Raw genomic sequence first — 22,568 nt, forward strand, 5'->3', positions numbered from 1 at the left:
GGTTGATAGGCCGGATATGGAAGCCAGGTAACTGGTGGAGTTGACCGGTACTAATAGGCCGAGGGCTTGTCCTCAGTTGCTCGCGTCCACTGTGTTGGTTCTGAAACCACGAACAGCCCCATGTGCCACACATGGTTTGGTTGTCTGTTTCATAGTGTTTCGGTGGTCATAGCGTGAGGGAAACGCCCGGTTACATACCGAACCCGGAAGCTAAGCCTCACAGCGCCGATGGTACTGCAGGGGGGACCCTGTGGGAGAGTAGGACGCCGCCGAACAAATATTGGGAAATCCCCCGCACCTTACGGTGCGGGGGATTTCTGCGTTTAGGGTGCATTTTTAAAGCTGCCTGGCGCCTCTTTCCTGCTCCGCCAAGCAATGGGGCGGGAGAGAGGCTTTCAGAGCCGACCGGCCGATTTCAGCGCCAGATACGCATCTGCCAGAGCCGGAGCCAGGTCGTTCGGCGTCGCGTCGACGACGGTCACTCCGTGCCGACGGAGCTGTTCGGCGGTGCGCTCACGTTCCGACTGGGCCTGCGCGGCCGCCGCGGCCTCGTACACCGCTTCCGCGGTTCCACGAGCCGTCGCCATGCGCGCGATGTTCGGATCAGCCACCGACGCCAGCAGAACCGTGTGCCGCTGGGTGAGCCGCGAGAGCACCGGCAACAGGCCCTCCTCGACCGGGGCGGCATCGAGCGTCGTCAGCAGGACGATCAGCGAGCGCCTGGAAGCCGTACGCAGGGCCGTGGCCGTCAGGCCGCGTGCGTCCGTCTCGACGAGTTCGGGTTCGAGCGTCGCCATGGCGGTGACCAGAGCGGGAAGCACATCACCTGCCGAGCGGCCCTGAACCAGGGCGCGCACGCGACGGTCGTACGCGAGGAGATCGACGCGGTCGCCCGCGCGGGACGCGAGCGCCCCCAGCAGCAGGGCCGCGTCCATGGAGGCGTCCAGGCGGGGGGCGTCACCGACACGGCCGGCGGAGGTGCGGCCCGTGTCGAGGACGAGGAGGATGTGCCGGTCTCGCTCGGGTCGCCAGGTGCGTACGGCGACGCTGGACTGGCGGGCGGTGGCACGCCAGTCGATGGAGCGGGTGTCGTCGCCCGGTACGTACTCGCGCAAGCTGTCGAACTCGGTGCCTTCGCCGCGGGTGAGCACGCTGGTGCGACCGTCGAGTTCACGCAAACGGGCGAGTTTCGACGGAAGGTGCTTGCGGCTGGTGAACGGGGGCAGAACCCGTACAGTCCACGGAACCCTGTGCGAGCCCTGGCGGGAGAACAGCCTGAGCGGGCCGTAGGAGCGAATGGTCACGCGGTCGGCCTGTCGGTCGCCGCGGCGCGTGGGTCGCAGACGGGTCGTCACGCGACGGCGCTCGCCCGCCGGCACGGTGAGGCGGTGCCGGGACCCCTCGAACTCGGTTCCTGGCTGCCAACTGCTGGGCGGCCAGGCATCCCTGAGCCGGGCCCGGAGCAGACGACGGGAAGGATTGGAGACCGTGAGCGTGATGTCGGCGGGCTCGCCCAGACGTGTGGAGGTGTCACCGGACCGGGTCAGCACAAGACGTCGTACCGGCGCCGCGAGCGCGAAGTCGCAGGCACAGGCCACGGCGAGCGGGGTGTTCACCGCGAGGATGCCCGCCCAGCCCGGTTCCCAGATACCGATGGGGATCGAGCCGAGGGCCGCGAGGAGAGCGGCGCGTCCGGTGAGTGCCATCAGCGGGGTACCGGGACGTGAGCCAGGATCGAGTTGATGACGGCATCGGCCGTCACGCCCTCCATCTCGGCCTCGGGGCGCAGTTGCACGCGGTGTCGCAGGGTGGGCAGTGCCAGCGCCTTCACGTCGTCGGGGATGACATAGTCGCGGCCGGTCAGCCAGGCCCACGCACGTGAGGTCGAGAGCAGGGCGGTGGCGCCGCGTGGTGAGACGCCGAGTGTGAGGGACGGCGACTCGCGGGTGGCGCGGCAGATGTCCACGACGTAGGCGGTGATCTCGGGAGAGATCGCGGTCTTCGCGACCGCGGCGCGGGCGGTTTCCAGATCCGCCGGGCCCGCGACCGGGCGTACGCCGGCGGCCTCCAGGTCGCGCGGGTTGAAGCCCTCCGCATGGCGGGTGAGGACGTCGATCTCGTCCTGCCGTGACGGCAGAGGGATCGTCAGCTTGAGCAGGAAGCGGTCCAGTTGGGCTTCCGGGAGGGGGTAGGTGCCCTCGTACTCCACGGGGTTCTGGGTCGCGGCGACGAGGAACGGCTCGGGGAGCGGCCGAGGGGTGCCGTCGACTGTGACCTGGTGTTCCTCCATGGCCTCCAGGAGCGACGACTGGGTCTTCGGCGGGGTCCGGTTGATCTCGTCGGCGAGGAGGAGGTTGGTGAAGACGGGGCCGGGCTGGAAGGAGAACTCCGCGGTGCGTGTGTCGTACACCAGGGAGCCCGTCACGTCGCTGGGCATGAGGTCAGGGGTGAACTGCACACGCTTGGTGTTCAGTTCGAGCGCGGAGGCGAGGGTGCGGACGAGCAACGTCTTGGCGACTCCGGGGACTCCTTCAAGGAGAACGTGTCCGCGGCAGAGGAGGGCGACGACAAGGCCGGTCACGGCGGGGTCCTGGCCGACCACGGCTTTGGCGATCTCGGCGCGCAGGGCCTCCAGGGAGGCACGGGCACTGCCCGCGTCCCCGGTGGACCCGGCGTTGTCAGTGGTCGGGGCCATCATGAACGGCGTACCTCTCTTTCGAGGGCGTCGAGTTGGTCGGTGAGTGCGACGAGGGCTTTGTCGTCGCCGGGTGGTGGACCGAAGAGGAGGGTGGGCAGGGACTGTCCGTCTCCGTGGAGGTGAGTGGACAGCGCGGGGAGCAGCGCCTCCGGCGCGTGAGCCTGAGAGACAGGCACACCCACCAGGGGAGCCAGACGGGTGCGGGTGGTGGAGCGCAGGGCGGCGGCCGCTCGGTCGCGGGCGTTGGCCCTGCGATAGAGGCGGGCGCGTCCTTCGACGGTCTCGGAGGCCCGGATCGTTACGGGGAGCCTTTCGGGCACAAGCGGGCCGAGGCGGCGCGCTCGCCAGAGAGCGGCCAGCGCGGCGGCGATGAAGAGCTGGAGCGTGCCCCAGAGCCAGCCCGAGGGCAGCAGGTCGAGGAAGCCTTGGCGGTCGTCCGCTGCCGTGGCCGAACTGTCGGAGAACGAGGGGAGGTACCAGACCAGATGAGGGCGGGAGCCGAGAAGCTGGAGTGCGAGCGAGGCGTTGCCCTGCTCGTCGAGGCGCTCGTTGTAGAGGATGTCGGGCGCGCCGAGTACGACGGTGTCGCCGCCCCCGGACGGCGCGGGGATACGAAGCAGGGTGGCCAGACCGTCGCTGGGGTAGCACGAGTCGGCGTCGAGGCGGGTGGTGGTGTAGCGGATGCCACCCGTGTCGGCGGAGCCCGCGCGGCGCGCGGCAGGCAGGGCGCAGTCGGGGGAGAGCACGGAGTCGTAGCTGGTGGCCGGGTCGGCGGCGACGCCGGGCGCGAGCCGCTCGACGGACGGACCGCCGGCGGCCACGAGGACGGTGCGTCCTGCGGCGCGGGCGACCGCGGAGTGCAGAGCCGTCTGTTGCCGGTGAGTCAGCAGGTCCGGGACGGCGACCAGCAGGGTCGTGTCAGGGGCGGCCGCGGCACGGGCCTCGTCCAGGGTGGTGACCACGCGTGTGGACACGCCGCGTTGCGCGAGGAGCTCCGCGACGGCGCGGCTGCCGTGGGAGTCGACCGAGCGCGGGTCGAGCGAGCCGTGCCGGGTGTCGGAACGGACGACGGCGATCGCCACGGCCCCGGCCAGCAGCACCGCGAGGGCGAGCGCGACGCCCCGCGCGCGGGTCCACAGGCGGGCGGGGGGAGAGGCAGAGGCGGACGGGAGCGTGGTGGCCCCGGTGGTCATTCGGCGGCCCCCTGGCGGGTGCTCTGGTCCGTGTTGTGGGCGCTGCTCATCAGGACCGGTTTGGTGCCTTCCAGGTCGCGGTCGAGTCCGGCGATGCGACGGTACGCCTGTTCGCCCGCCCTGCGCCCGCCATACGTCACGTCGTCGAACTCCCGGGCGGCGGCCCGCAGTCCCTCGGAGTGGGAGGGCAGGACCCGGCCGGCTTCCGCGGCCGCCTCGTCGGCGGTGCGGCCGGGGCGGACATCGAGCAGGGCGCGCTCCTCGAGGGCGCGCACGATCGCCCGCATGCGTTCCTGGACGGCCTGGTTCCAGTGGCCCTGGGCCGCGTGTGCCTCGGCGGCCGCGCGGTGTTGGGCGGCGCTGCGGGGGCGGTCGTCGAACAGAGCGGGTGCGGAGGCGGGCCGGCGGCGCGGGGTGCCCAGCCGCCACCACAGGGCGGCCAGGACCGCGACGACGACCAGGAGCACCGTGAGGAGGCCGGCCGCCCCGCCGGGCGTCGCCGCCGAGGCGGCGCCGAACAGGCGGTCGAGCCAGTCCCAGAAGGCGTCCAGGGCCCGCGTGAGCGGGCTGGGGTCGTTCTCGTGGTACATCCGCTTGGCCAGCTCACGCCGTGCCGCCTCACGCGCGGGATCGCGAGGGATGGTCACCGGCGGCTCGTCGCCCGAGCGGGCCAGCGACAGCGCGGCGGTGTCGCCGAGGCGCGGCAGGCCCCTTACGGCTGTGAGAACTCCCCCCGCCGGACTCACCCCGTCAGCTCCCCGGTGCGGTGTTGGCACCGCCGTAACCCTGGACCCCGGCGGCTCGGGCCAGTTCGAGGTCGAGGGCTTCGCGGCGGATGCGCTGGTCGATGTAGAGAAGCACGGTGACTCCGGCCGTGATCGGGAACGTGATCATGGATCCGATCACCGCGCCGATGCCGCTGATGACGAGGAACGTCCAGCCGGGGTTGCCGTTGCTGCCGTTGAGGAGGTTCGCGACCTGCTCCCCGCTGAGGGCGGCGGCGATCGCGGTGAAGGGGATGACGATGATCGACGCGACGATGTTCGCGATGATCGTGGCCAGCAGCTGGATGCCGAAGACCCGCCACCAGGAGCCGCGCACCAGTTTCGCGGAGCGGCTCATCGCCTTGACGACGCCCTGCTTCTCCAGCATGAGGGTGGGCGAGGCGAGGGAGAACCGGATCACGAGCCAGAGCGCGATGATGGCGCCACCGAGAAGGCCCAGGGCGGTGAGGGCCGCGGCAGCACCGCCGCCGTCGCCGGCCACCGCCACCAGGATGCCGGGCAGCGCGCCGCAGAGGACCGCGCCGACACCGATGGCGAGCAGCAGGAGGATCAGGCCGAACAGCCGCGGGATCTGCGGGCGGGCGTCATGCCAGGCCTCACGGGTGGTCACCGGTCTGCCGAGCACGGCGCGGCTGGTGACGGTGGTCAGCAGGGCGGTGGCGATGACGGTGCCGACCAGCGAGACCAGGAGGACCGCGCCCGTGCCGGCCAGGGTCTGGCCCATGGCGTGGGTGACCTCGCTGACCGAGGCGCTCGGGTCGGAGAGGACGTCCGTGCTTTCGCGGTCGTCCAGGACGAGGCCCTGCAACAGCACGATGATGACCTGCGTGACCACGGCGACGGCCAGGGAGATGCCGAGGACCGTGCGCCAGTAGGTGCGCATGGTGGAGACGGCGCCGTCGAGGATCTCGCCCACACCCAGTGGACGGAGCGGGATCACACCGGGCTTGGCCGCGGTCGGCGGCCCTCCCCAGCCGCCACCCCACGGCTGGTAGCCGCCGGGGACGCCCCCGTAGCCGCCTGGACCCCCGTGGCCGCCGGGGTGCCGGCCGCCCCAGCCGGATCCGGGCGGCGGTGGCGGAGGTGCCTGGCCCGGAGCCGGGGGGCCGGTTGGCGCCGACCACTGGCCCGGTGGCGGCTGTTCCTTGGACCACTTCGAGTCGCTGTCCTGCGGGCCTGCGCCCGGCTGTTCCGCGGGGCCGGGCCGGGCGGCGGGCTCGGCGGGACCCGTCGCGCCGGGTTCCTGCCCGTCGGACGCGGCGGATCCGGGCGAGGCCCAGCCCGGAGTGTCGTTCATCGAAGCTCCTTCACGATGCCCGTCCGCGGTCGCGGCGGCAGGTCGGCAGCCATCGTGTCATGGGGCGGTTGGCGTGACAGCGGCCGAGGTATGGGCTGCACACCTTCAATTGTCCTCCGGATCGGGGGCAGACTGACCGCATGGCTGATCAGTACGCGATACCGGCGCTCCGCTGGGAGGAGCCGCCCGAAGGACCTGTGCTCGTCCTTCTCGACCAGACGAGACTGCCCGCCGAGGAAGTCGAGTTGGCGTGCACGGACGCCTCGGCCCTGGTCGACGCGATCCGTTCGCTCGCCGTGCGCGGGGCACCGCTGCTCGGCATCGCGGGGGCGTACGGCGTCGCGCTCGCCGCCGCGCGGGGCTTCGACGTGGACGAGGCCGCCCAGGCGCTCCAGGCTGCCCGGCCCACCGCGGTGAACCTCACCGTCGGTGTGGACAGGGCCAGAGCCGCCCACCGTGCCGCACTGGCCGGGAGCGGGGACGCCGGGCAGGCGGCCGCGGCGGCGCTGGCCGCGGCGCGGGCGCTGCACCGGGAGGACGCCGAGGCCAGCACACGGATGGCCGGGCACGGCCTGGCGCTGCTCGATGAACTGCTCCCCGGCGGCGGGCACCGGATCCTGACGCACTGCAACACCGGATCGCTGGTGTCGGGAGGTGAGGGCACGGCGTTCGCGGTGGCGCTCGCCGCGCACCGGGCCGGGCGACTGCGGCGCCTGTGGGTGGACGAGACCCGTCCGCTGCTGCAGGGCGCCCGCCTCACGGCGTACGAGGCGGCCCGTCACGGAATGGCCTACACCCTGCTCACCGACAGCGCGGCAGGTTCGCTGTTCGCCGCGGGAGAGGTGGACGCGGTGCTGATCGGAGCGGACCGCATCGCGGCCGACGGATCGGTGGCGAACAAGGTGGGCAGCTATCCGCTCGCCGTGCTCGCCCGCTACCACCATGTGCCGTTCGTCGTGGTGGCGCCGATGACCACGATGGATCCGCGGACCCCCGACGGAGCGTCCATCGAGGTGGAACAGCGCCCCGGGCACGAGGTCACCGAGGCCACCGCACCTCAGGCGCCGGTGACGGGAGCGGGCGGCGGGACCCCGGTGGCACCGCTGGGGACGCAGGCGTACAACCCGGCGTTCGACATCACGCCGCCCGAGCTGGTGACCGCGATCGTCACCGAGGTGGGTGTCGTGTCACCGGTCACCGCGCAGGCACTCGCCGACCTGCACACACGAACCCGCGGTTAGCCCGCCTGAGACACCGGGACGGACCTCATGGGCAGACAGTGACCGTCTCCTACGACTATCGTCACAGGCCCGTGAGGTGTCTCACCTGGGCCTCTGTAGTCGTTACGAGAATGGGATGATGTCGTTTATGAAGGGACGAGTCCTTGTCGTCGACGACGACACCGCACTGGCCGAGATGCTCGGAATCGTGCTGCGTGGTGAAGGTTTTGAGCCGTCTTTCGTTGCCGACGGTGACAAGGCGCTGGCCGCGTTCCGGGAGGCCAAGCCCGATCTGGTGCTGCTCGACCTGATGCTGCCCGGCCGGGACGGCATCGAGGTGTGCCGCCTGATCAGGGCGGAGTCGGGTGTGCCGATCGTGATGCTCACTGCGAAGAGCGACACCGTGGACGTCGTCGTGGGCCTGGAGTCCGGGGCTGACGACTACATCGTCAAGCCGTTCAAGCCGAAGGAGCTGGTCGCCCGTATCCGGGCGCGGCTGCGCAGGTCGGAGGAGCCCGCGCCGGAGCAGCTCGCCATAGGTGACCTCGTCATCGATGTGGCCGGTCACTCGGTGAAGCGGGACGGCCAGTCGATCGCGCTGACGCCCCTGGAGTTCGACCTGCTGGTCGCGCTCGCCCGCAAGCCGTGGCAGGTGTTCACGCGTGAGGTGCTCCTGGAACAGGTCTGGGGCTACCGGCACGCGGCCGACACCCGGCTGGTCAACGTGCATGTACAGCGGCTGCGCTCCAAGGTCGAGAAGGACCCGGAGCGGCCGGAGATCGTGGTGACCGTCCGCGGTGTCGGTTACAAGGCAGGACCGAGCTGACATGTCCGGAGACAGTGCCGCTTCGGCTCCCGGCCGGCCCGGGGAACGGCCGGGGCGGCCTGTCGGCGGGAACGCGTCGGGCTCGCGCCGGGGACGCTTCCTGGCGGGCGGGCTGCTGCAGGGCGGAGTCCACGGCAGCCCGATCCTTCGCCTGTTCATCCGCTGGGTGCGCAGGCCGCTGCTGCCGGTCATGCGGCTGTGGCGGCGCAACATCCAGCTCAAGGTCGTCGCCACGACGCTGCTGATGTCGCTGGGCGTCGTCCTGCTCCTCGGCTTCGTGGTGATCGGCCAGGTGCGCAACGGCCTGCTCGACGCCAAGGTGAAGGCGTCGCAGAGCCAGGCCACCGGCGGGTTCGCGGTGGCCAAGCAGAAGGCCGACGAGGCGGCGACCGGCACCGGTAGCGGCACGTCGTCGACCGACGGACGGCCCTCGCACAACGTCATCCCGTGGATGAGCGACCTCGTGGAGGCGCTCTCCAGCGGTGGTCAGGGTGCCTTCGACGTGGCGACACTCCCCGTGGGCGACGAGAGCAGCGGCGTACGCAGCCCGCGCGGCTCCGGCCAGGTGGACCCGACGGCGAGTGTGCCGGAGGGCCTGCGCACGCGGATCAACAGCGGAGCGGTGGCCGCCCAGAGCTACACCCGCATCATCTACCGGGACAGCGACAAGGAGTCGCAGCCCGCCCTGGTCATCGGCAAGCAGGTCAACGACCCGAACGGCAATCCGTACGAGCTGTACTACCTCTTCCCGCTCACGCAGGAGGAGAAGTCCCTCAGCCTGGTCAAGGGCACGCTGGCGACCGCCGGGCTCTTCGTCGTCGTACTCCTCGGGGCCATCGCGTGGCTCGTGGTGCGGCAGGTTGTCACGCCCGTGCGGATGGCGGCCGGAATCGCGGAGCGCCTGTCGGCGGGGCGTCTTCAGGAGCGGATGAAGGTCACCGGCGAGGACGACATCGCACGGCTCGGCGAGGCCTTCAACAAGATGGCGCAGAACCTGCAGCTGAAGATCCAGCAGCTGGAGGACCTGTCGCGGATGCAGCGGAGGTTCGTGTCCGACGTGTCGCACGAGCTGCGCACGCCTCTGACCACCGTACGCATGGCCGCCGACGTCATCCACGAGGCCCGCGAGGACTTCGACCCGGTGACGGCGCGGTCCGCCGAGCTGCTCGCCGACCAGCTGGACCGGTTCGAGTCGCTGCTCGCGGACCTGCTGGAGATCAGCCGCTTCGACGCGGGCGCGGCGGCGCTGGAGGCCGAGCCGATAGACCTCCGTGAGGTCGTTCGGCGGGTGGTCAGCGGGGCCGAACCGCTGGCGGAGCGCAAGGGCACGCGGATTCGTGTCGTGGGCGACCAGCAGCCCGTCGTGGCCGAGGCGGATGCCCGCCGTGTGGAGCGGGTGCTGCGCAATCTCGTGGTCAACGCCGTGGAGCACGGTGAGGGCAAGGACGTGGTCGTCAAGCTGGCCTCCGCGGGCGGTGCGGTCGCGATCGCGGTGCGTGACTACGGCGTCGGGCTCAAGCCGGGGGAGGCGACCCGTGTCTTCAGCCGCTTCTGGCGGGCGGACCCGGCCCGTGCCCGTACCACCGGTGGCACGGGTCTGGGGCTGTCCATCGCCCTCGAGGACGCGCGGCTGCACGGCGGCTGGCTCCAGACATGGGGCGAGCCGGGCGGCGGGTCGCAGTTCCGGCTGACGCTGCCGCGGACCGCGGACGAGCCGCTGAGGGGGTCGCCCATACCGCTGGAGCCGGCCGACTCACGGCGCAACAGGGGGCTCGACGACGCCGGTCTGCCGCGTGGCGGCGAGGACAAACGGGCCACCGTACCGATGCAGGCATCGGGCAGTCGGCCGCTGCTGCCGTCGGGCGGCGCGATCGCGCCCCGACAACCTGCCGCGGCGCCGACCGCCGACCCGACCGCACTGCCGGGCAGCGGATCGCGCGTCGTGCCCCGGCCCGCCGGTGAGTCCCGGCGCCAGGACGAGGCGCCGGCCGTCGGCGAGACGTGCGAGGAGTCCGGCGCGAACCGGACCGACCCGGCCGCGGACGCGGGCGGCTCGAACAAGCCAGGGGAGGCATTTCGTGGTCGGTGACCGCGAGCGGGGCACGCGGCGTCGGCCGGTGCGCGCGGTGGCGTTGGCCGCCTGCGGTGTCGTACTGCTGGCCGGGTGCGCCTCGATGCCCGACACCGGGGATCTGCGGGACGTCGAGTCCACGCCGCGCCAGGACACACAGGTGCGTGTCTTCGCCATGCCGCCCCGTGAGGACGCCGCGCCCGGGGAGATCGTGCAGGGCTTTCTGGAGGCGCTGACCAGTGACGACCAGAACTACGACACGGCGCGCAAGTACCTGACGACCGAGGTGGCGCGGAAGTGGCGGCCCGAACAGTCGACCACCGTGCTGGCCAACGGGCCGAGCACCGATGTGATCACCCCGGCGGGTGGCCGGGCGGACCGTGGCGAGGACCGTGGCGACGTGACCTACGCGCTGGTCGGAAGCAGGGTCGCCACCGTCGACGCCCAGCAGGCGTACTCGCCCGCCGAGGGGCAGTACAGCCAGCAGGTGCATCTCGGGCAGGACGTCAAGACCGGCCAGTGGCGGATCGACCGGCTGCCGCAGGGAATCGTGATGGGCAAGTCCGACTTCCAGCGCAACTACGCGTCCGTCAATAAGTACTACTTCGCTTCGAACACCTCGGCCGGGGCGACCGGTCAGGCGTTGGCCGTCGCCGACCCGGTCTTCGTGCGCAAGTTCGTGGATCCGATGACGCAGATGGTGCGCTCCCTGATCGGCGGGCCCACTCGCTGGCTCGGGCCCGTCGTCAGGTCGAGTTTCCCGACCGGTTCGGCACTGAAGGAGGGCGTCAGCGGGCTGGCGCCGGACGATCACAACAGAGTCACGGTGCCGTTGAACGCCAAGGCATCCCGGGCCGGGTCGGCCAAGTGCGCCGAGATGGCGACCCAGCTGCTGTTCACCCTGCGGAACCTGACGCCCACGGTGGACTCGGTCGAACTGCGGGCTCCCAGCGGCCGGAACCTGTGTGTCCTCACCGAGGACCGGGCCGACGTCGAGGCCCGGCACGGCTCCGAGAAGCGCCCCGACTACGTCTACTTCCTGGACGGCAAGCACCGGCTGGTGCGGATGGCCGCCGGCAACTCCAGCAGCACCAGTGCCGTGCAGGTGCCCGGCGCGATGGGGGAGGACGGTACGCAGCTGCGGTCGGTGGCCGTCTCGCGCGACGAGCACACCGCGGCCGGAGTCGGCCTCGACGGCAGGTACCTGTACGTGACGTCGCTCGCCTCGGGCAGTTCGCTCGGGGATCCCGTCGTCCAGAGCCGGGGGGCCACGGCGGACGACCGGCTGACGACGCCCAGCTGGGACGCCCACGGCGATCTGTGGGTGGCCGACCGTGACCCCGGCGCGCCCCGGCTGCTTCTGCTGCCGCAGGGCGCGGGACGGCCGGTGGAGGTGCGGACCTCCGAGCTGCCCGGACGGATCAAGGAAGTCCGGGCGGCCGCCGACGGCGTGCGGATAGCCCTGGTCGTGGAGAAGGACGGCAAGCAGTCCCTGCTCATCGGGCGCATCGAGCGGGACGAGAAGGCCGGTGAACCGCCCGTGGTCTCGGTCGTGGAACTGCGTTCCGCGATCCCGCGGATGGAGGTGGTCACCGCCATGGCGTGGGCCGGGGACAGCCGCATCGTGGTGGGCGGACGCGAGGAGGGGGGCGTGCTGCAGATGCGGTACGTCCAGGTCGACGGCGCCACGCCCGACGGGCCGGCGCCCGCGGCCCTGCCGGGAGTCAGGGCGGTCGCGGCCGCTGAGAGCGACCAGGTGCCGCTCATGGCGTACTCGGACGACGGGATCGTGCGGCTGTCGGCGGGGGCACAGTGGCAGACCGTGGTCAAGGAGGGGTCGGCCCCGGTCTATCCGGGGTGACCGCTGCTGACCGCTGCTGACCGCTGCGACCGCTGCGGTCACCCAACGACCGCCGTGACGGCCGTATGACATGCTCCGGCACTCGTGTGAGTGACGGAGCGCAACAATCCACCGCCTGTCATCCACAGAGAGTTATCCACAGGGGTGGTCGGCCGGCCCAGGTGTTGGCACAGTGGGGACATGCGCGGGTGGTGGCGGGACCTGTCTGATCTGGTGCTTCCGGCCGAGTGCGGAGGCTGCGGGGCGCCTCGCACGGAGCTCTGCCGGAAGTGCCGTGCGGCTCTGGACGAAGCCGCACCGTGCCGGGTGAGACCGGTGCCGGAGCCGCCCGGACTGCCGGTGGTGTACGCCGCGGCGCCCTACTCGGACGAGGTGCGGGCCACTCTCCTCGCCCACAAGGAACGCGGTGCCCTGGCGCTCGCGGGCCCACTGGGCGCGGCCCTGGCGGGAGCCGTGCGCGCGGGACTCCGGCAGGCCCGCACGGAGACCGGCGGTGGGCGGTCCGGACGCGGTGACCTCCCGGTGCTGCTCGTCCCCGTGCCGTCCGCACGGTGGGCCCTGCGGTCCCGGGGGCACGATCCGGTGCGGCGGATCGCGCTCGCCGCCGCCGACGCGCTGCGCCGGAGCGGCACGCCCGCCCGTGTGACCGCCGTACTGCGCCAGCGGCGGAGCGTGGCCGACCAGTCGGGACTCGACTCGGGGCAGCGGCTGGACAATCTCGCGGGCGCGCTGCGGACGGCCGTGGGGAGCGCACGGCTGCTTCGTGGCCGGGTGGTGCTCGTCGACGATCTGATGACGACGGGGGCCTCGCTGGCGGAGGCGGCGAGGGCCGTACGGGTGACAGCCGGGCACGACGGCGGAACAACGCCCGTGTATGCGCGCGCAACTCGGGAAGGAAGGGAGGAACGGACGGCCGGCTCACGGGAATCACGGGAGGAGAGGACTGGGCAGTGGGTCCGCGCGGCAGTGGTCGCGGCGCCTCCGGATTCCTTCGAAATAAACCGGAACTGACCGCTGACCCACATCGTTGCAGGTAGTGAGAGGGCTAATTCACCGGAATGGAGGTACGCGGCAGTAGAGGGTGACGACATCCGTCCGGGCGAGATATGTTCGGTTGTGAGGGAAAGGCGCAGGCCATGCCTCGCAAATCCGAATGCCGTGCCGCGGTTTTTCCGTAATCACCCGCGGCCATGGGGTGGAGATCTTGCCCGCGGGGGAGGAGGAGGTGAAGTCACCGAGTCCGAGGTTCCGGGACTCACCGGGACCTGGTGCAAAAGGGAGATGCTCCGCCACTGGGTGCGGAGCGATCCGGGAACGGAGTTCTGCGTGGACATCGTCGTCAAGGGCCGCAAGACCGAGGTGCCCGAGCGGTTCCGCAAGCACGTGGCCGAGAAGCTGAAGCTGGAGAAGATCCAGAAGCTCGATGGCAAGGTGATCAGCCTCGACGTCGAGGTGTCCAAGGAGCCGAACCCCCGACAGGCCGACCGCTGCGACCGAGTGGAGATCACGCTCCGCTCCCGCGGTCCGGTGATTCGGGCGGAGGCATCGGCCAGCGATCCTTACGCGGCACTCGACCTGGCGGCGGAGAAGCTGGACGCCCGGCTGCGCAAGCAGCACGACAAGCGCTTCTCACGGCGCGGAGCGCGCCGGATTTCGGCCGCGGAGGTCCCCGACCACGTCCAGGGTGCGGCGACGCTCAACGGGAACGGCCACCCCGTCCACGACGAAGAGACGGGCGGAGTGCCCACCAAGAAGATCGGTTCGCTGGAGGTGACGGGTGAGGGCCCGCTCATCGTCCGCGAGAAGACCCACGTCGCGTCCCCGATGACGCTCGACCAGGCTCTCTACGAGATGGAGCTGGTCGGACACGACTTCTATCTGTTCATCGACTCCGAGACCAAGGAGCCGAGTGTCGTCTACCGGCGGCACGCCTACGACTACGGTGTGATCCACCTGAGCACGGACCCGATGGTCGCCGAGGTGCAGACCGCCGCGGCGGGCGGCACGCTCGGCGGCTGACACGCCGCGACGACGACTGACCGGTGCCCCTGGAGCGCCTGTGCGCCCCCGGGGCACCGTTGTGCGACCACTTCGCGCCCCGATCTGTCCCCGCGTTGTCGTCCAGGCATGGAATCATGACCGCACCGGCCCAACCGGTGGGCCGGTGCCTTGGGTTGGCGATGGCACAGGACCACAGGCCACAGCCTCAGGGGGAGGAACGATGGCGGACAGCTTCGGACCGATGCGGGACGAAGGAGCCGAACGCGACGTGCCCGACGTGGGCCCGGACACGGATACTCCACGCAAGGAGCCGATCAGGGTCCTGGTCGTGGACGATCACGCGCTCTTCCGTCGTGGGCTGGAGATCGTGCTCGCCGCCGAGGAGGACATCCAGGTCGTCGGCGAGGCGGGTGACGGGGCCGAGGCCGTCGACAAGGCGGCCGATCTGCTGCCCGACATCGTGCTGATGGACGTGCGGATGCCCAAGCGCGGCGGGATCGAGGCGTGCACCTCCATCAAGGAGGTCGCGCCCAGCGCCAAGATCATCATGCTGACGATCAGCGACGAGGAGGCCGACCTCTACGAAGCGATCAAGGCGGGCGCGACCGGGTATCTCCTCAAGGAGATCTCGACGGACGAGGTGGCCACCGCCATTCGCGCGGTGGCCGACGGGCAGTCGCAGATCAGCCCCTCCATGGCGTCGAAGCTGCTCACCGAGTTCAAGTCGATGATCCAGCGGACGGACGAGCGCAGGCTGGTGCCCGCGCCCCGGCTGACGGACCGTGAGCTGGAGGTCCTCAAGCTCGTGGCCACGGGGATGAACAACCGCGACATCGCGAAGGAGCTGTTCATCTCCGAGAACACCGTGAAGAACCACGTCCGCAACATCCTGGAGAAACTGCAACTGCACTCCAGGATGGAGGCGGTGGTGTACGCGATGCGGGAGAAGATCCTCGAGATCCGCTAGGGCCCCTCGTCAGGCGAGAAGCCGGGCGAGCTCACCGGTCAGGGGGGCGTGCAGGTCAGGTGTGTCCACCCGCTCCACCCGGACGTCCGTGCTGCCCACCCAGCTCGCCGCCTCGACCAGGGCCTGCGCGACCGCCGGGACCGCCTTCGGGCCGTCCAGAGTGACCTGCCTGGCCACCAGTGTGCGGCCCTCGCGCGCCGGGTCGACACGGCCGACCAGATGGCCGCCGGACAGGACCGGCATCGCGAAGTAGCCATACACCCGCTTCGGCTTCGGCACATAGGCCTCCAGCCGGTGGGTGAAGCCGAAGATGCGCTCGGTGCGGGCCCGCTCCCAGATCAGCGAGTCGAACGGCGACAGCAGCGTGGTGCGGTGACGGCCGCGCGGCGGCGTCGTCAGGGCCTCGGGGTCGGCCCAGGCCGGTTTGCCCCAGCCCTCCACCGTGACCGGGACCAGACCCGAGTCCGCGATCACCGCGTCGACCTGCTCGGCCTTGAGCCGGTGGTAGTCGGCGATGTCCGCGCGCGTGCCGACGCCCAGCGACTGGCCGGCCAGCCGGACCAGCCGCCGCAGGCACTCGGCGTCGTCCAGTTCGTCGTGCAGCAGGTCGTCCGGGATCGCGCGCTCGGCGAGGTCGTACACGCGCTTCCAGCCGCGGCGCTCCACGCAGACCACCTCCCCGTACATCAGTGCGCGCTCGACCGCGACCTTCGCGCCGGACCAGTCCCACCACTCACTGGTGCGCTTCGCACCGCCCAGCTCGGTGGCCGTGAGCGGACCCTCGGCGCGCAGCTGTTTGATCACCTGGTCGTAGGCGCCCTCGGGGAGTTCGTGGCCCCAGTGCGGGCGGTCGCGGTAGGCGCGGCGGCGGAAGGCGAAGTGCGGCCACTCCTCCACGGGGAGGATGCACGCGGCGTGCGACCAGTACTCGAAGGCGTGCGGCCGGGCCGCAGCCGTGCCCGGGGACGTGGGCTTCCAGTAGGCGTCCTCCACCACCCCGCGGCCCACGGCGCCCAGGCGGGCGTACGGGATCAGCTCGTGGGAGCGGGCGAGGACCGAGATGGTGTCGAGCTGCACCGCCCCGAGATGGCGCAGGACGCCCCGGACGCCCGCCCGCCGGTCGGGGCTGCCGAGGAAGCCCTGGGCCCGCAGGGCGATGCGGCGGGCTTCGTCCGCGGAGAGGTCGGTCACGGGACGCGGAAGGGTCGTCATGCGTTCGGACGATAGACGGTGGCACTGACAGCCCGCCCTGGGCGCCGGATTCCGGACGGCTTACGCCCCCGGCCGCATCCGCCTCGGGCGCACCCGCCCACGTCCGCTTCCGCCTACGTCCGCGGTGCGGGCGCCGGCAGATAGGGCGCCGTCGAGGGCAGGCCGAGGTCGGAGGGCAGCAGGGAGCCCACCCAGCAGTCGCGCCGTACGCCCTTGTTGCAGAGGCCGGAGCGCAGTGTGCCCTCCAGGGTGAAGCCGGCGCGTTCCGCGACCGCTCGGGAGGCGGCGTTGCCCACCTCGGCACGCCACTCCAGACGGTCCACGCGGGTCACCGTGAAGGCCCAGCGGGCCGCGGTGAGGACGGCCTCCCCGATGTAACCGTTGCCCCGGTGGGTCTTGGCGGCCCAGAAGCCGATCTCGCCCACGCCCGGCGAGCGCATCGTGATCGCGAGCATTCCCACCAGGTCGCCCTGGGGGAGGAAGACACCGAAGGTGAACATCGATCCGTCGGCCCAGCCGTCCGGAACGAGGTGTTCGGTGAAGCTCCGCGCGTGCTCGGGCAGATACGGGGACGGGATGGTGGTCCAGCGCTGGATGTCCGGATCCTGCACGGCGTCGTACACCGCGTCGGTGTCCCGCGCGCCGACCGGGCGCAGGAAGAGGCGGCGGGTGTTGAGCGTGACCGGTTCCATCGCCCGATTCTGCGACGGCGGCCACCGGCGGCGCCAGCGTTTTGCCGCCCGTCGGCACCCGTCGGCACCTCAGTCTCCCGCTCGTCCGCCAGGAGGACAGCGATGAGCCGCGTGTGAGCGCGCGGTCACGTTTCGCGCAATTCATCGGGGCGATCCGGCACTATCCGTGCATCTCGTCCGTTGTCCCCGGTGAAGCGAGCGGCAGATGCGTGGCCGTGGGCCTGCCGGGCCTCCCGGCCCGGCAGGGTCCTCGCATACGATGGCCGTTGCTCAGTACGTCAGACGAAAACCGACCGTCCCAGGCCCGATCGGCAAGGAGACCCGCCCCCGTGTCCGTCCTCTCGAAGATCATGCGTGCAGGCGAAGGCAAGATCCTGCGCAAGCTGCACCGCATCGCGGACCAGGTCAAGTCCATCGAAGAGGACTTCGTCGACCTCTCCGACGCCGAGCTGCGGGCCCTCACCGACGAGTACAAGCAGCGTTACGCAGACGGTGAGAGCCTGGACGACCTGCTCCCCGAGGCCTTCGCCACCGTCCGCGAGGCCGCCAAGCGCGTCCTCGGCCAGCGGCACTACGACGTGCAGATGATGGGCGGCGCCGCCCTCCACCTCGGCTACGTCGCCGAGATGAAGACCGGTGAGGGCAAGACCCTCGTCGGCACGCTGCCCGCCTACCTGAACGCCCTCTCGGGAGACGGCGTCCACCTCATCACGGTCAACGACTACCTGGCCGAGCGCGACTCCGAGATGATGGGCCGTGTCCACCGTTTCCTGGGCCTGAGCGTCGGCTGCATCCTGGCCAACATGACGCCGGCCCAGCGCCGCGAGCAGTACCTGTGCGACATCACCTACGGCACCAACAACGAGTTCGGCTTCGACTACCTGCGCGACAACATGGCGTGGTCCCAGGACGAGCTCGTCCAGCGCGGCCACAACTTCGCGATCGTCGACGAGGTCGACTCCATCCTGGTCGACGAGGCCCGTACGCCGCTGATCATCTCCGGCCCGGCCGACCAGGCCACCAAGTGGTACGGCGACTTCGCCAAGCTGGTCACGCGCCTGAAGAAGGGCGAGGCCGGCAACCCGCTCAAGGGCCTCGAGGAGACCGGCGACTACGACGTCGACGAGAAGAAGCGCACGGTCGCCATCCACGAGTCCGGCGTCGGCCGGGTCGAGGACTGGCTGGGCATCGACAACCTCTACGAGTCGGTGAACACCCCGCTCGTCGGTTACCTGAACAACGCCATCAAGGCCAAGGAACTGTTCAAGAAGGACAAGGACTACGTCGTCATCGACGGCGAGGTCATGATCGTCGACGAGCACACCGGCCGTATCCTCGCCGGCCGCCGCTACAACGAGGGCATGCACCAGGCGATCGAGGCGAAGGAAGGGGTGGACATCAAGGACGAGAACCAGACGCTCGCCACGATCACCCTGCAGAACTTCTTCCGCCTCTACGGCAAGCTCTCCGGCATGACCGGTACGGCGATGACCGAGGCCGCCGAGTTCCACCAGATCTACAAGCTCGGCGTGGTCCCGATCCCGACGAACAAGCCGATGGTCCGCATGGACCAGTCGGACCTGATCTACCGCACCGAGGTCGCCAAGTTCGAGGCCGTCGTCGACGACATCGCCGAGAAGCACGAGAAGGGCCAGCCGATCCTGGTCGGCACCACCTCGGTCGAGAAGTCCGAGTACCTCTCGCAGCAGCTCAGCAAGCGCGGTATCCAGCACGAGGTGCTCAACGCCAAGCAGCACGAGCGTGAGGCGTCGATCGTCGCCCAGGCCGGCCGCAAGGGCGCCGTCACGGTAGCGACGAACATGGCCGGCCGTGGCACGGACATCAAGCTCGGCGGCAACCCCGAGGACCTCGCCGAGGCGGAGCTGCGCCAGCGCGGCCTCGACCCCGAGGAGCACATCGAGGAGTGGGCCCAGGCCCTGCCCGCGGCCCTGGAGCGCGCGGAGCTCGCCGTCAAGGCGGAGAAGGAAGAGGTCGAGGAGCTCGGCGGCCTGTATGTGCTGGGCACCGAGCGGCACGAGTCGCGGCGCATCGACAACCAGCTGCGCGGCCGTTCCGGACGTCAGGGTGACCCGGGCGAGTCCCGCTTCTACCTCTCCCTCGGCGACGACCTGATGCGGCTGTTCAAGGCCCAGATGGTCGAGCGCGTGATGTCCATGGCGAACGTGCCGGACGACGTGCCGATCGAGAACAAGATGGTGACGCGCGCGATCGCGTCCGCCCAGTCCCAGGTCGAGCAGCAGAACTTCGAGACCCGTAAGAACGTCCTGAAGTACGACGAGGTGCTCAACCGGCAGCGTGAGGTCATCTACGGCGAGCGCCGCCGCGTCCTGGAGGGTGAGGACCTGCAGGAGCAGGTGCAGCACTTCATGGACGACACGATCGACGCCTACGTCGGCGCCGAGACCGCCGAGGGCTTCCCGGAGGACTGGGACCTCGACCGGCTGTGGGGCGCCTTCAAGCAGCTCTACCCGGTGAAGATCACCGTCGAAGAGCTGGAGGAGGCGGCCGGTGACCGCGCGGGTCTGACGGCCGAGTTCATCTCCGAGTCCATCGAGGAGGACATCCACGCGCAGTACGCGTCGCGCGAGGCGCAGCTCGGCTCCGAGATCATGCGTGAGCTGGAGCGCCGGGTCGTGCTGTCGGTCCTCGACCGGAAGTGGCGCGAGCACCTCTACGAGATGGACTACCTCCAGGAGGGCATCGGCCTGCGCGCGATGGCGCAGAAGGACCCGCTGGTCGAGTACCAGCGCGAGGGCTTCGACATGTTCACCGCGATGATGGACGGCATCAAGGAGGAGTCCGTCGGCTACCTGTTCAACCTGGAGGTCCAGGTCGAGCAGCACGTCGAGGAGGTCCCGGTCGAGGACGCCCAGCCGGTCGGTGAGGGTGTCCAGGACTCGGTGCCGGCCCAGGCGGGCGGCCGCCCGGAGATCCGTGCCAAGGGGCTCGACGCTCCGCAGCGGCGGGGCCTGCACTTCTCCGCGGCGACGGTGGACGGCGAGGGCGGCATCGTCGAGGGTGACTTCACCTATGACGACGAGGAGCCTGTGCGCTCCGAGTCCGACGGCCTCACGCGCGCGGAGCGCCGCAAGCAGGCCAAGTCCACCGGTCGGCGCCGTAAGAAGTAGCCACGGCACAGCCGTTGGGGAAGGGCCGGGCCACCCGAGGGGGTCCGGCCCTTCGCCGTGCCTGGGGAGGCAGGCCCTAGTCGTCGGTCGACGGTCGGGTGCGGGGCCCGCCCAGTTCGACCGCTGTGCAGCGCCAGCGCAGGTCGGGGCCCTGTTCCAGGCGGAAGGCCATGGCGCGGAGGCGGTCGCCGGCGCTGATGCGGGCGAAGGCCTCGATGGCGCCGGTGCGGGGGATGAAGTAGCCGATGTCGCGGACGACGGGGCGGGTGCCGCGGGTGCGCAGCGGGCCGTGTTCGGCGAGGCGGGCCAGTTCGTCGTAGGCACGGCCCGCGGTGTGCCGGAGCATCCAGTGGACGGGGCGCTGACCGCTCAGAACGGCGAGCAGGCGGTCCGCGAAGAGGTCGGTGGGTCTGGGCGCCCGGGCCGCCGTGAGCGGCGTCCTGGGGGCCGCTGTGCCGGGGCGTCGGGGGTCGCGGCGGCTCGGTGGGTGGGTGCCCGGCCGTGATCGGGCTGTCCTGGTCATGACCTTGTTCATGGAGGTCCCCGTGTGGCGGGCCCGGTGAGTACCGGGCGGTAACTTTGCTGTGGGGATCTTGTACGGGGCAGTGGGCGGCTGCGGCAAGGAAGTCGGCGCCCGCGCCGGGGGTCCGGAAGGTTCACCTATCCGAGTGATCGCGGGGTGCGGAAACCGGGCGGGGACGGGCCCGGACCGGGTGAGCCGCGGGGTGCGGGGTGGACGTGTGCGAGGCCCCCGGGGGAGCCCCGAAAGGGGACACCCACACGTGTCTCCCACGTATCCTGAAGGCCCTCCGGGAGCACCACGAAGCTCTCCGAAGAGCCGCAAAGAACACGACGACCAAGAAAGAGCGGGCCATGCGCGTCTACGTCCCCCTGACCCTCCCCGGTCTCGCCGAGGCGCACGAGACGGGTGAGCTGGGGACCGGCCCGTTCGTCGCGTACGCCGTCACGCCCGCGTTGCGCGAGTGGTACTCGTCCGACGACATCGAGGAACTGGAGTACGCGGCGCTCGGCCGGGCCGCGCTGGCCTCGCTGCGCCTGCTGGCCGTGGACCCGGACGCGGCGCGGCGTCGCGTGGTGGTCGCGGTCGACGTGGCGGACGGCGCGGCGACCGCCGACCCGGACCGCGGGCCGGAGCCGTCGGCGCTCGGCGAGGTGCGGGTGGCCGGGGCGGTGCGGCTGGCGAAGGCGGCCTCGGTGCACGTCGACGCGGACGACGCGGAGGCGGCGGTGGGTGCCGCGGCCGGGGCGCTGGAGGCGGCCGACGGCGGGGACGACGACGCGCGCTTCGTCGTGGACGAGGCCGAGGACCACGAACTGCTCTGGTACGCCACGCAGGAGATCCCCCACCTGGTGGGACTCGCCTGACGCACCGGGTCCAGGACGCCTCGGGCCCACGCCCCGGCCCTCTTCGTGGCATCCATGATTGTCAGTGGCGGCGGGTACGTTTTGGTCATGGGGAAGCAAGGACGCGCGCACATCGTCTGGGACTGGAACGGGACGCTGTTCCACGACAACGACGCGATCATCGGAGCGACGAACGCGGCATCGGCCGAGCTGGGGCTGGAGCCGATCACGCTGGAGCAGTACCGGGCGCTGTACTGCGTGCCGGTGCCGAAGTTCTACGAGCGGCTCATGGGCCGGCTGCCCACCGGCGCCGAGTGGGAGATCATGGACGAGGTCTTCCACCGGTACTACGCGGAGCACCGGGTGCGCTGCGGGCTCACGGAGGGTGCGATCGACCTGCTGGCGCGGTGGCGGTCGGACGGGCACAGCCAGTCACTGCTGAGCATGTATGTCCATGACGAACTCGTGCCCTTGGTGAGAGGCTTCGGGATCGAGACACACTTCATCAGGGTCGAGGGCCGGGTCGGGCCGTCCGGGGGAAGCAAGGCCGAGCACATGGTCCGGCACCTGAGAGCGATGACCGGAGTGGACCCGGAGCGCACGGTGGTGATCGGCGATGCCGCCGACGACGCGGTAGCCGCGCTGCACGTGGGCGCCCAGGCAGTGCTGTACACCGGGGGTTCGCACGGCCGGTCCAGCCTCGAAGGCGCCGGTGTGCCGGTGGTGGACACGCTGGCCGAGGCCGTCGTCGAGGCGGAGCGGCTGGCGGCCGCCTGACAGACCCGCTGCCCATGCCCCGGCACTGTCACGCTCGGCGATGTCACCCGTCCAGCGGTACCGGACGCTCGTCCGGATACGCCGTCCCGGTCGCTTTCGCCCCTGTGCATAACGTCAAAGTTCCACCCCATGTTTTGTACACATACGGCTCATGACGGGTCCGGGGTAAGGAGCGATAGCCTGGTGGCGTGATCAGCGCGATAGTTCGCGGGGGCACTGTTGCCCCTGCCCTGCGCCCGGGGAGCACGGATCGAATCCGTGACCGGGCGGCGGTCGCTGGTCTTCTTGGGCGGGGCGGGGGCACAAGGGCCCCCGGGGCGCCGCACGCATCCAGGGTCACGGCGTTGCCGAGAGCAGCGTCACACCCGTCGGGCGTGGCCGGAATGGCCGAATACCCCCCGCTCATCCCACCTCGCGGCATAGCGTCGGAACGGACCGGACACCCCGGGCCGTG

Annotated in this window: 18 protein-coding genes and 1 rRNA gene; 11 read left to right on the forward strand and 8 right to left on the reverse strand. The window is 70.8% G+C overall.

What is annotated here, in order from left to right; genetic code table 11:
- Nucleotides 1-158: 158 nt before the first annotated feature.
- A 5S ribosomal RNA gene (gene rrf, locus ACIPK3_RS00005) occupies nucleotides 159-275 on the forward strand.
- 120 nt (nucleotides 276-395) lie between these two features.
- On the opposite strand, the gene ACIPK3_RS00010 is transcribed toward rrf, so the two are convergent.
- From ACIPK3_RS00010 to ACIPK3_RS00030, 5 genes are read right to left on the reverse strand one after another with little or no spacing between them, the layout of a single operon-like run.
- The gene (locus ACIPK3_RS00010; RefSeq protein ID WP_402565098.1) at nucleotides 396-1,706 is read right to left on the reverse strand and encodes a DUF58 domain-containing protein; all 1,311 of its coding nucleotides are present in this window, start codon (nucleotides 1,704-1,706) and stop codon (nucleotides 396-398) included.
- Nucleotides 1,706-2,695 (reverse strand): AAA family ATPase, encoded by a 990-nt coding sequence (locus tag ACIPK3_RS00015; protein WP_402565100.1) that lies wholly within the window; start codon nucleotides 2,693-2,695, stop codon nucleotides 1,706-1,708. Before ACIPK3_RS00015 ends, ACIPK3_RS00010 begins: the two co-directional genes overlap by 1 nt.
- A complete protein-coding gene (locus ACIPK3_RS00020) occupies nucleotides 2,695-3,891 on the reverse strand; it encodes a DUF4350 domain-containing protein (RefSeq protein ID WP_402565102.1) in 1,197 nt (398 codons plus the stop codon). The genes ACIPK3_RS00015 and ACIPK3_RS00020 overlap by 1 nt, the downstream gene beginning before the upstream one ends.
- Entirely contained in the window at nucleotides 3,888-4,637 is a 750-nt protein-coding gene (locus ACIPK3_RS00025) for a DUF4129 domain-containing protein (RefSeq protein WP_402565103.1), read from the reverse strand. The genes ACIPK3_RS00020 and ACIPK3_RS00025 overlap by 4 nt, the downstream gene beginning before the upstream one ends.
- 4 nt (nucleotides 4,638-4,641) lie before the next feature.
- Entirely contained in the window at nucleotides 4,642-5,973 is a 1,332-nt protein-coding gene (locus ACIPK3_RS00030) for a glycerophosphoryl diester phosphodiesterase membrane domain-containing protein (RefSeq protein ID WP_402565105.1), read from the reverse strand.
- 140 nt (nucleotides 5,974-6,113) lie between these two features.
- Here ACIPK3_RS00030 and mtnA point away from each other — a divergent pair, with 140 nt between their 5' ends.
- The 7 genes from mtnA to ACIPK3_RS00065 all read left to right on the forward strand — a co-directional run bounded on the left by mtnA (nucleotide 6,114) and on the right by ACIPK3_RS00065 (nucleotide 14,919).
- Nucleotides 6,114-7,214, forward strand: a complete 1,101-nt coding sequence (gene mtnA, locus ACIPK3_RS00035) for an S-methyl-5-thioribose-1-phosphate isomerase (RefSeq protein ID WP_402565106.1) — start codon at nucleotides 6,114-6,116, stop codon at nucleotides 7,212-7,214.
- Between the two features lie 115 nt (nucleotides 7,215-7,329).
- On the forward strand, nucleotides 7,330-8,019 hold the full coding sequence (mtrA, locus tag ACIPK3_RS00040; protein WP_187283109.1) for a two-component system response regulator MtrA: 690 nt from the start codon (nucleotides 7,330-7,332) through the stop codon (nucleotides 8,017-8,019).
- Between the two features lies 1 nt (nucleotide 8,020).
- A complete protein-coding gene (gene mtrB / locus ACIPK3_RS00045) occupies nucleotides 8,021-10,108 on the forward strand; it encodes an MtrAB system histidine kinase MtrB (protein WP_402565109.1) in 2,088 nt (695 codons plus the stop codon).
- Nucleotides 10,098-11,951, forward strand: coding sequence for an LpqB family beta-propeller domain-containing protein (locus ACIPK3_RS00050; RefSeq protein WP_402565111.1), 1,854 nt, complete (start codon nucleotides 10,098-10,100; stop codon nucleotides 11,949-11,951). Before mtrB ends, ACIPK3_RS00050 begins: the two co-directional genes overlap by 11 nt.
- 180 nt (nucleotides 11,952-12,131) lie before the next feature.
- On the forward strand, nucleotides 12,132-12,962 hold the full coding sequence (locus ACIPK3_RS00055; protein ID WP_402565113.1) for a ComF family protein: 831 nt from the start codon (nucleotides 12,132-12,134) through the stop codon (nucleotides 12,960-12,962).
- Between the two features lie 315 nt (nucleotides 12,963-13,277).
- Nucleotides 13,278-13,970 (forward strand): ribosome hibernation-promoting factor, HPF/YfiA family, encoded by a 693-nt coding sequence (hpf, locus tag ACIPK3_RS00060; protein WP_402565114.1) that lies wholly within the window; start codon nucleotides 13,278-13,280, stop codon nucleotides 13,968-13,970.
- A gap of 202 nt (nucleotides 13,971-14,172) precedes the next feature.
- Entirely contained in the window at nucleotides 14,173-14,919 is a 747-nt protein-coding gene (locus tag ACIPK3_RS00065; RefSeq protein ID WP_402565116.1) for a response regulator, read from the forward strand.
- Nucleotides 14,920-14,928: 9 nt separating this feature from the next.
- Here the strand turns inward: ACIPK3_RS00065 and ACIPK3_RS00070 are convergent, their stop codons facing one another.
- Both ACIPK3_RS00070 and ACIPK3_RS00075 read right to left on the reverse strand, forming a co-directional pair.
- Nucleotides 14,929-16,131 carry a winged helix-turn-helix domain-containing protein gene (locus ACIPK3_RS00070; RefSeq protein ID WP_402565118.1) on the reverse strand — a complete coding sequence of 401 codons (1,203 nt, stop codon included), beginning with the start codon at nucleotides 16,129-16,131 and terminating at the stop codon, nucleotides 14,929-14,931.
- 113 nt (nucleotides 16,132-16,244) lie between these two features.
- Nucleotides 16,245-16,823, reverse strand: a complete 579-nt coding sequence (locus tag ACIPK3_RS00075) for a GNAT family N-acetyltransferase (protein ID WP_402565120.1) — start codon at nucleotides 16,821-16,823, stop codon at nucleotides 16,245-16,247.
- A 329-nt stretch (nucleotides 16,824-17,152) separates the two neighbouring features.
- On the opposite strand from ACIPK3_RS00075, the gene secA reads away from it, so the two are divergent.
- Complete coding sequence (gene secA / locus ACIPK3_RS00080) at nucleotides 17,153-19,972, forward strand: preprotein translocase subunit SecA (RefSeq protein ID WP_402565122.1); 2,820 nt, start codon at nucleotides 17,153-17,155, stop codon at nucleotides 19,970-19,972.
- 76 nt (nucleotides 19,973-20,048) lie between these two features.
- On the opposite strand, the gene ACIPK3_RS00085 is transcribed toward secA, so the two are convergent.
- A complete protein-coding gene (locus ACIPK3_RS00085; RefSeq protein ID WP_402565124.1) occupies nucleotides 20,049-20,495 on the reverse strand; it encodes an Rv3235 family protein in 447 nt (148 codons plus the stop codon).
- A gap of 350 nt (nucleotides 20,496-20,845) precedes the next feature.
- Here ACIPK3_RS00085 and ACIPK3_RS00090 point away from each other — a divergent pair, with 350 nt between their 5' ends.
- Nucleotides 20,846-21,358 (forward strand): DUF6912 family protein, encoded by a 513-nt coding sequence (locus ACIPK3_RS00090; RefSeq protein ID WP_402565126.1) that lies wholly within the window; start codon nucleotides 20,846-20,848, stop codon nucleotides 21,356-21,358.
- An 87-nt stretch (nucleotides 21,359-21,445) separates the two neighbouring features.
- The gene (locus ACIPK3_RS00095; RefSeq protein ID WP_402565127.1) at nucleotides 21,446-22,114 is read left to right on the forward strand and encodes an HAD family hydrolase; all 669 of its coding nucleotides are present in this window, start codon (nucleotides 21,446-21,448) and stop codon (nucleotides 22,112-22,114) included.
- The last annotated feature ends 454 nt before the right edge of the window (nucleotides 22,115-22,568 follow it).

Source organism: Streptomyces sp. NPDC086787 (assembly GCF_044745865.1).
In the GTDB taxonomy this organism is placed as follows: Bacteria; Actinomycetota; Actinomycetes; order Streptomycetales; family Streptomycetaceae; genus Streptomyces.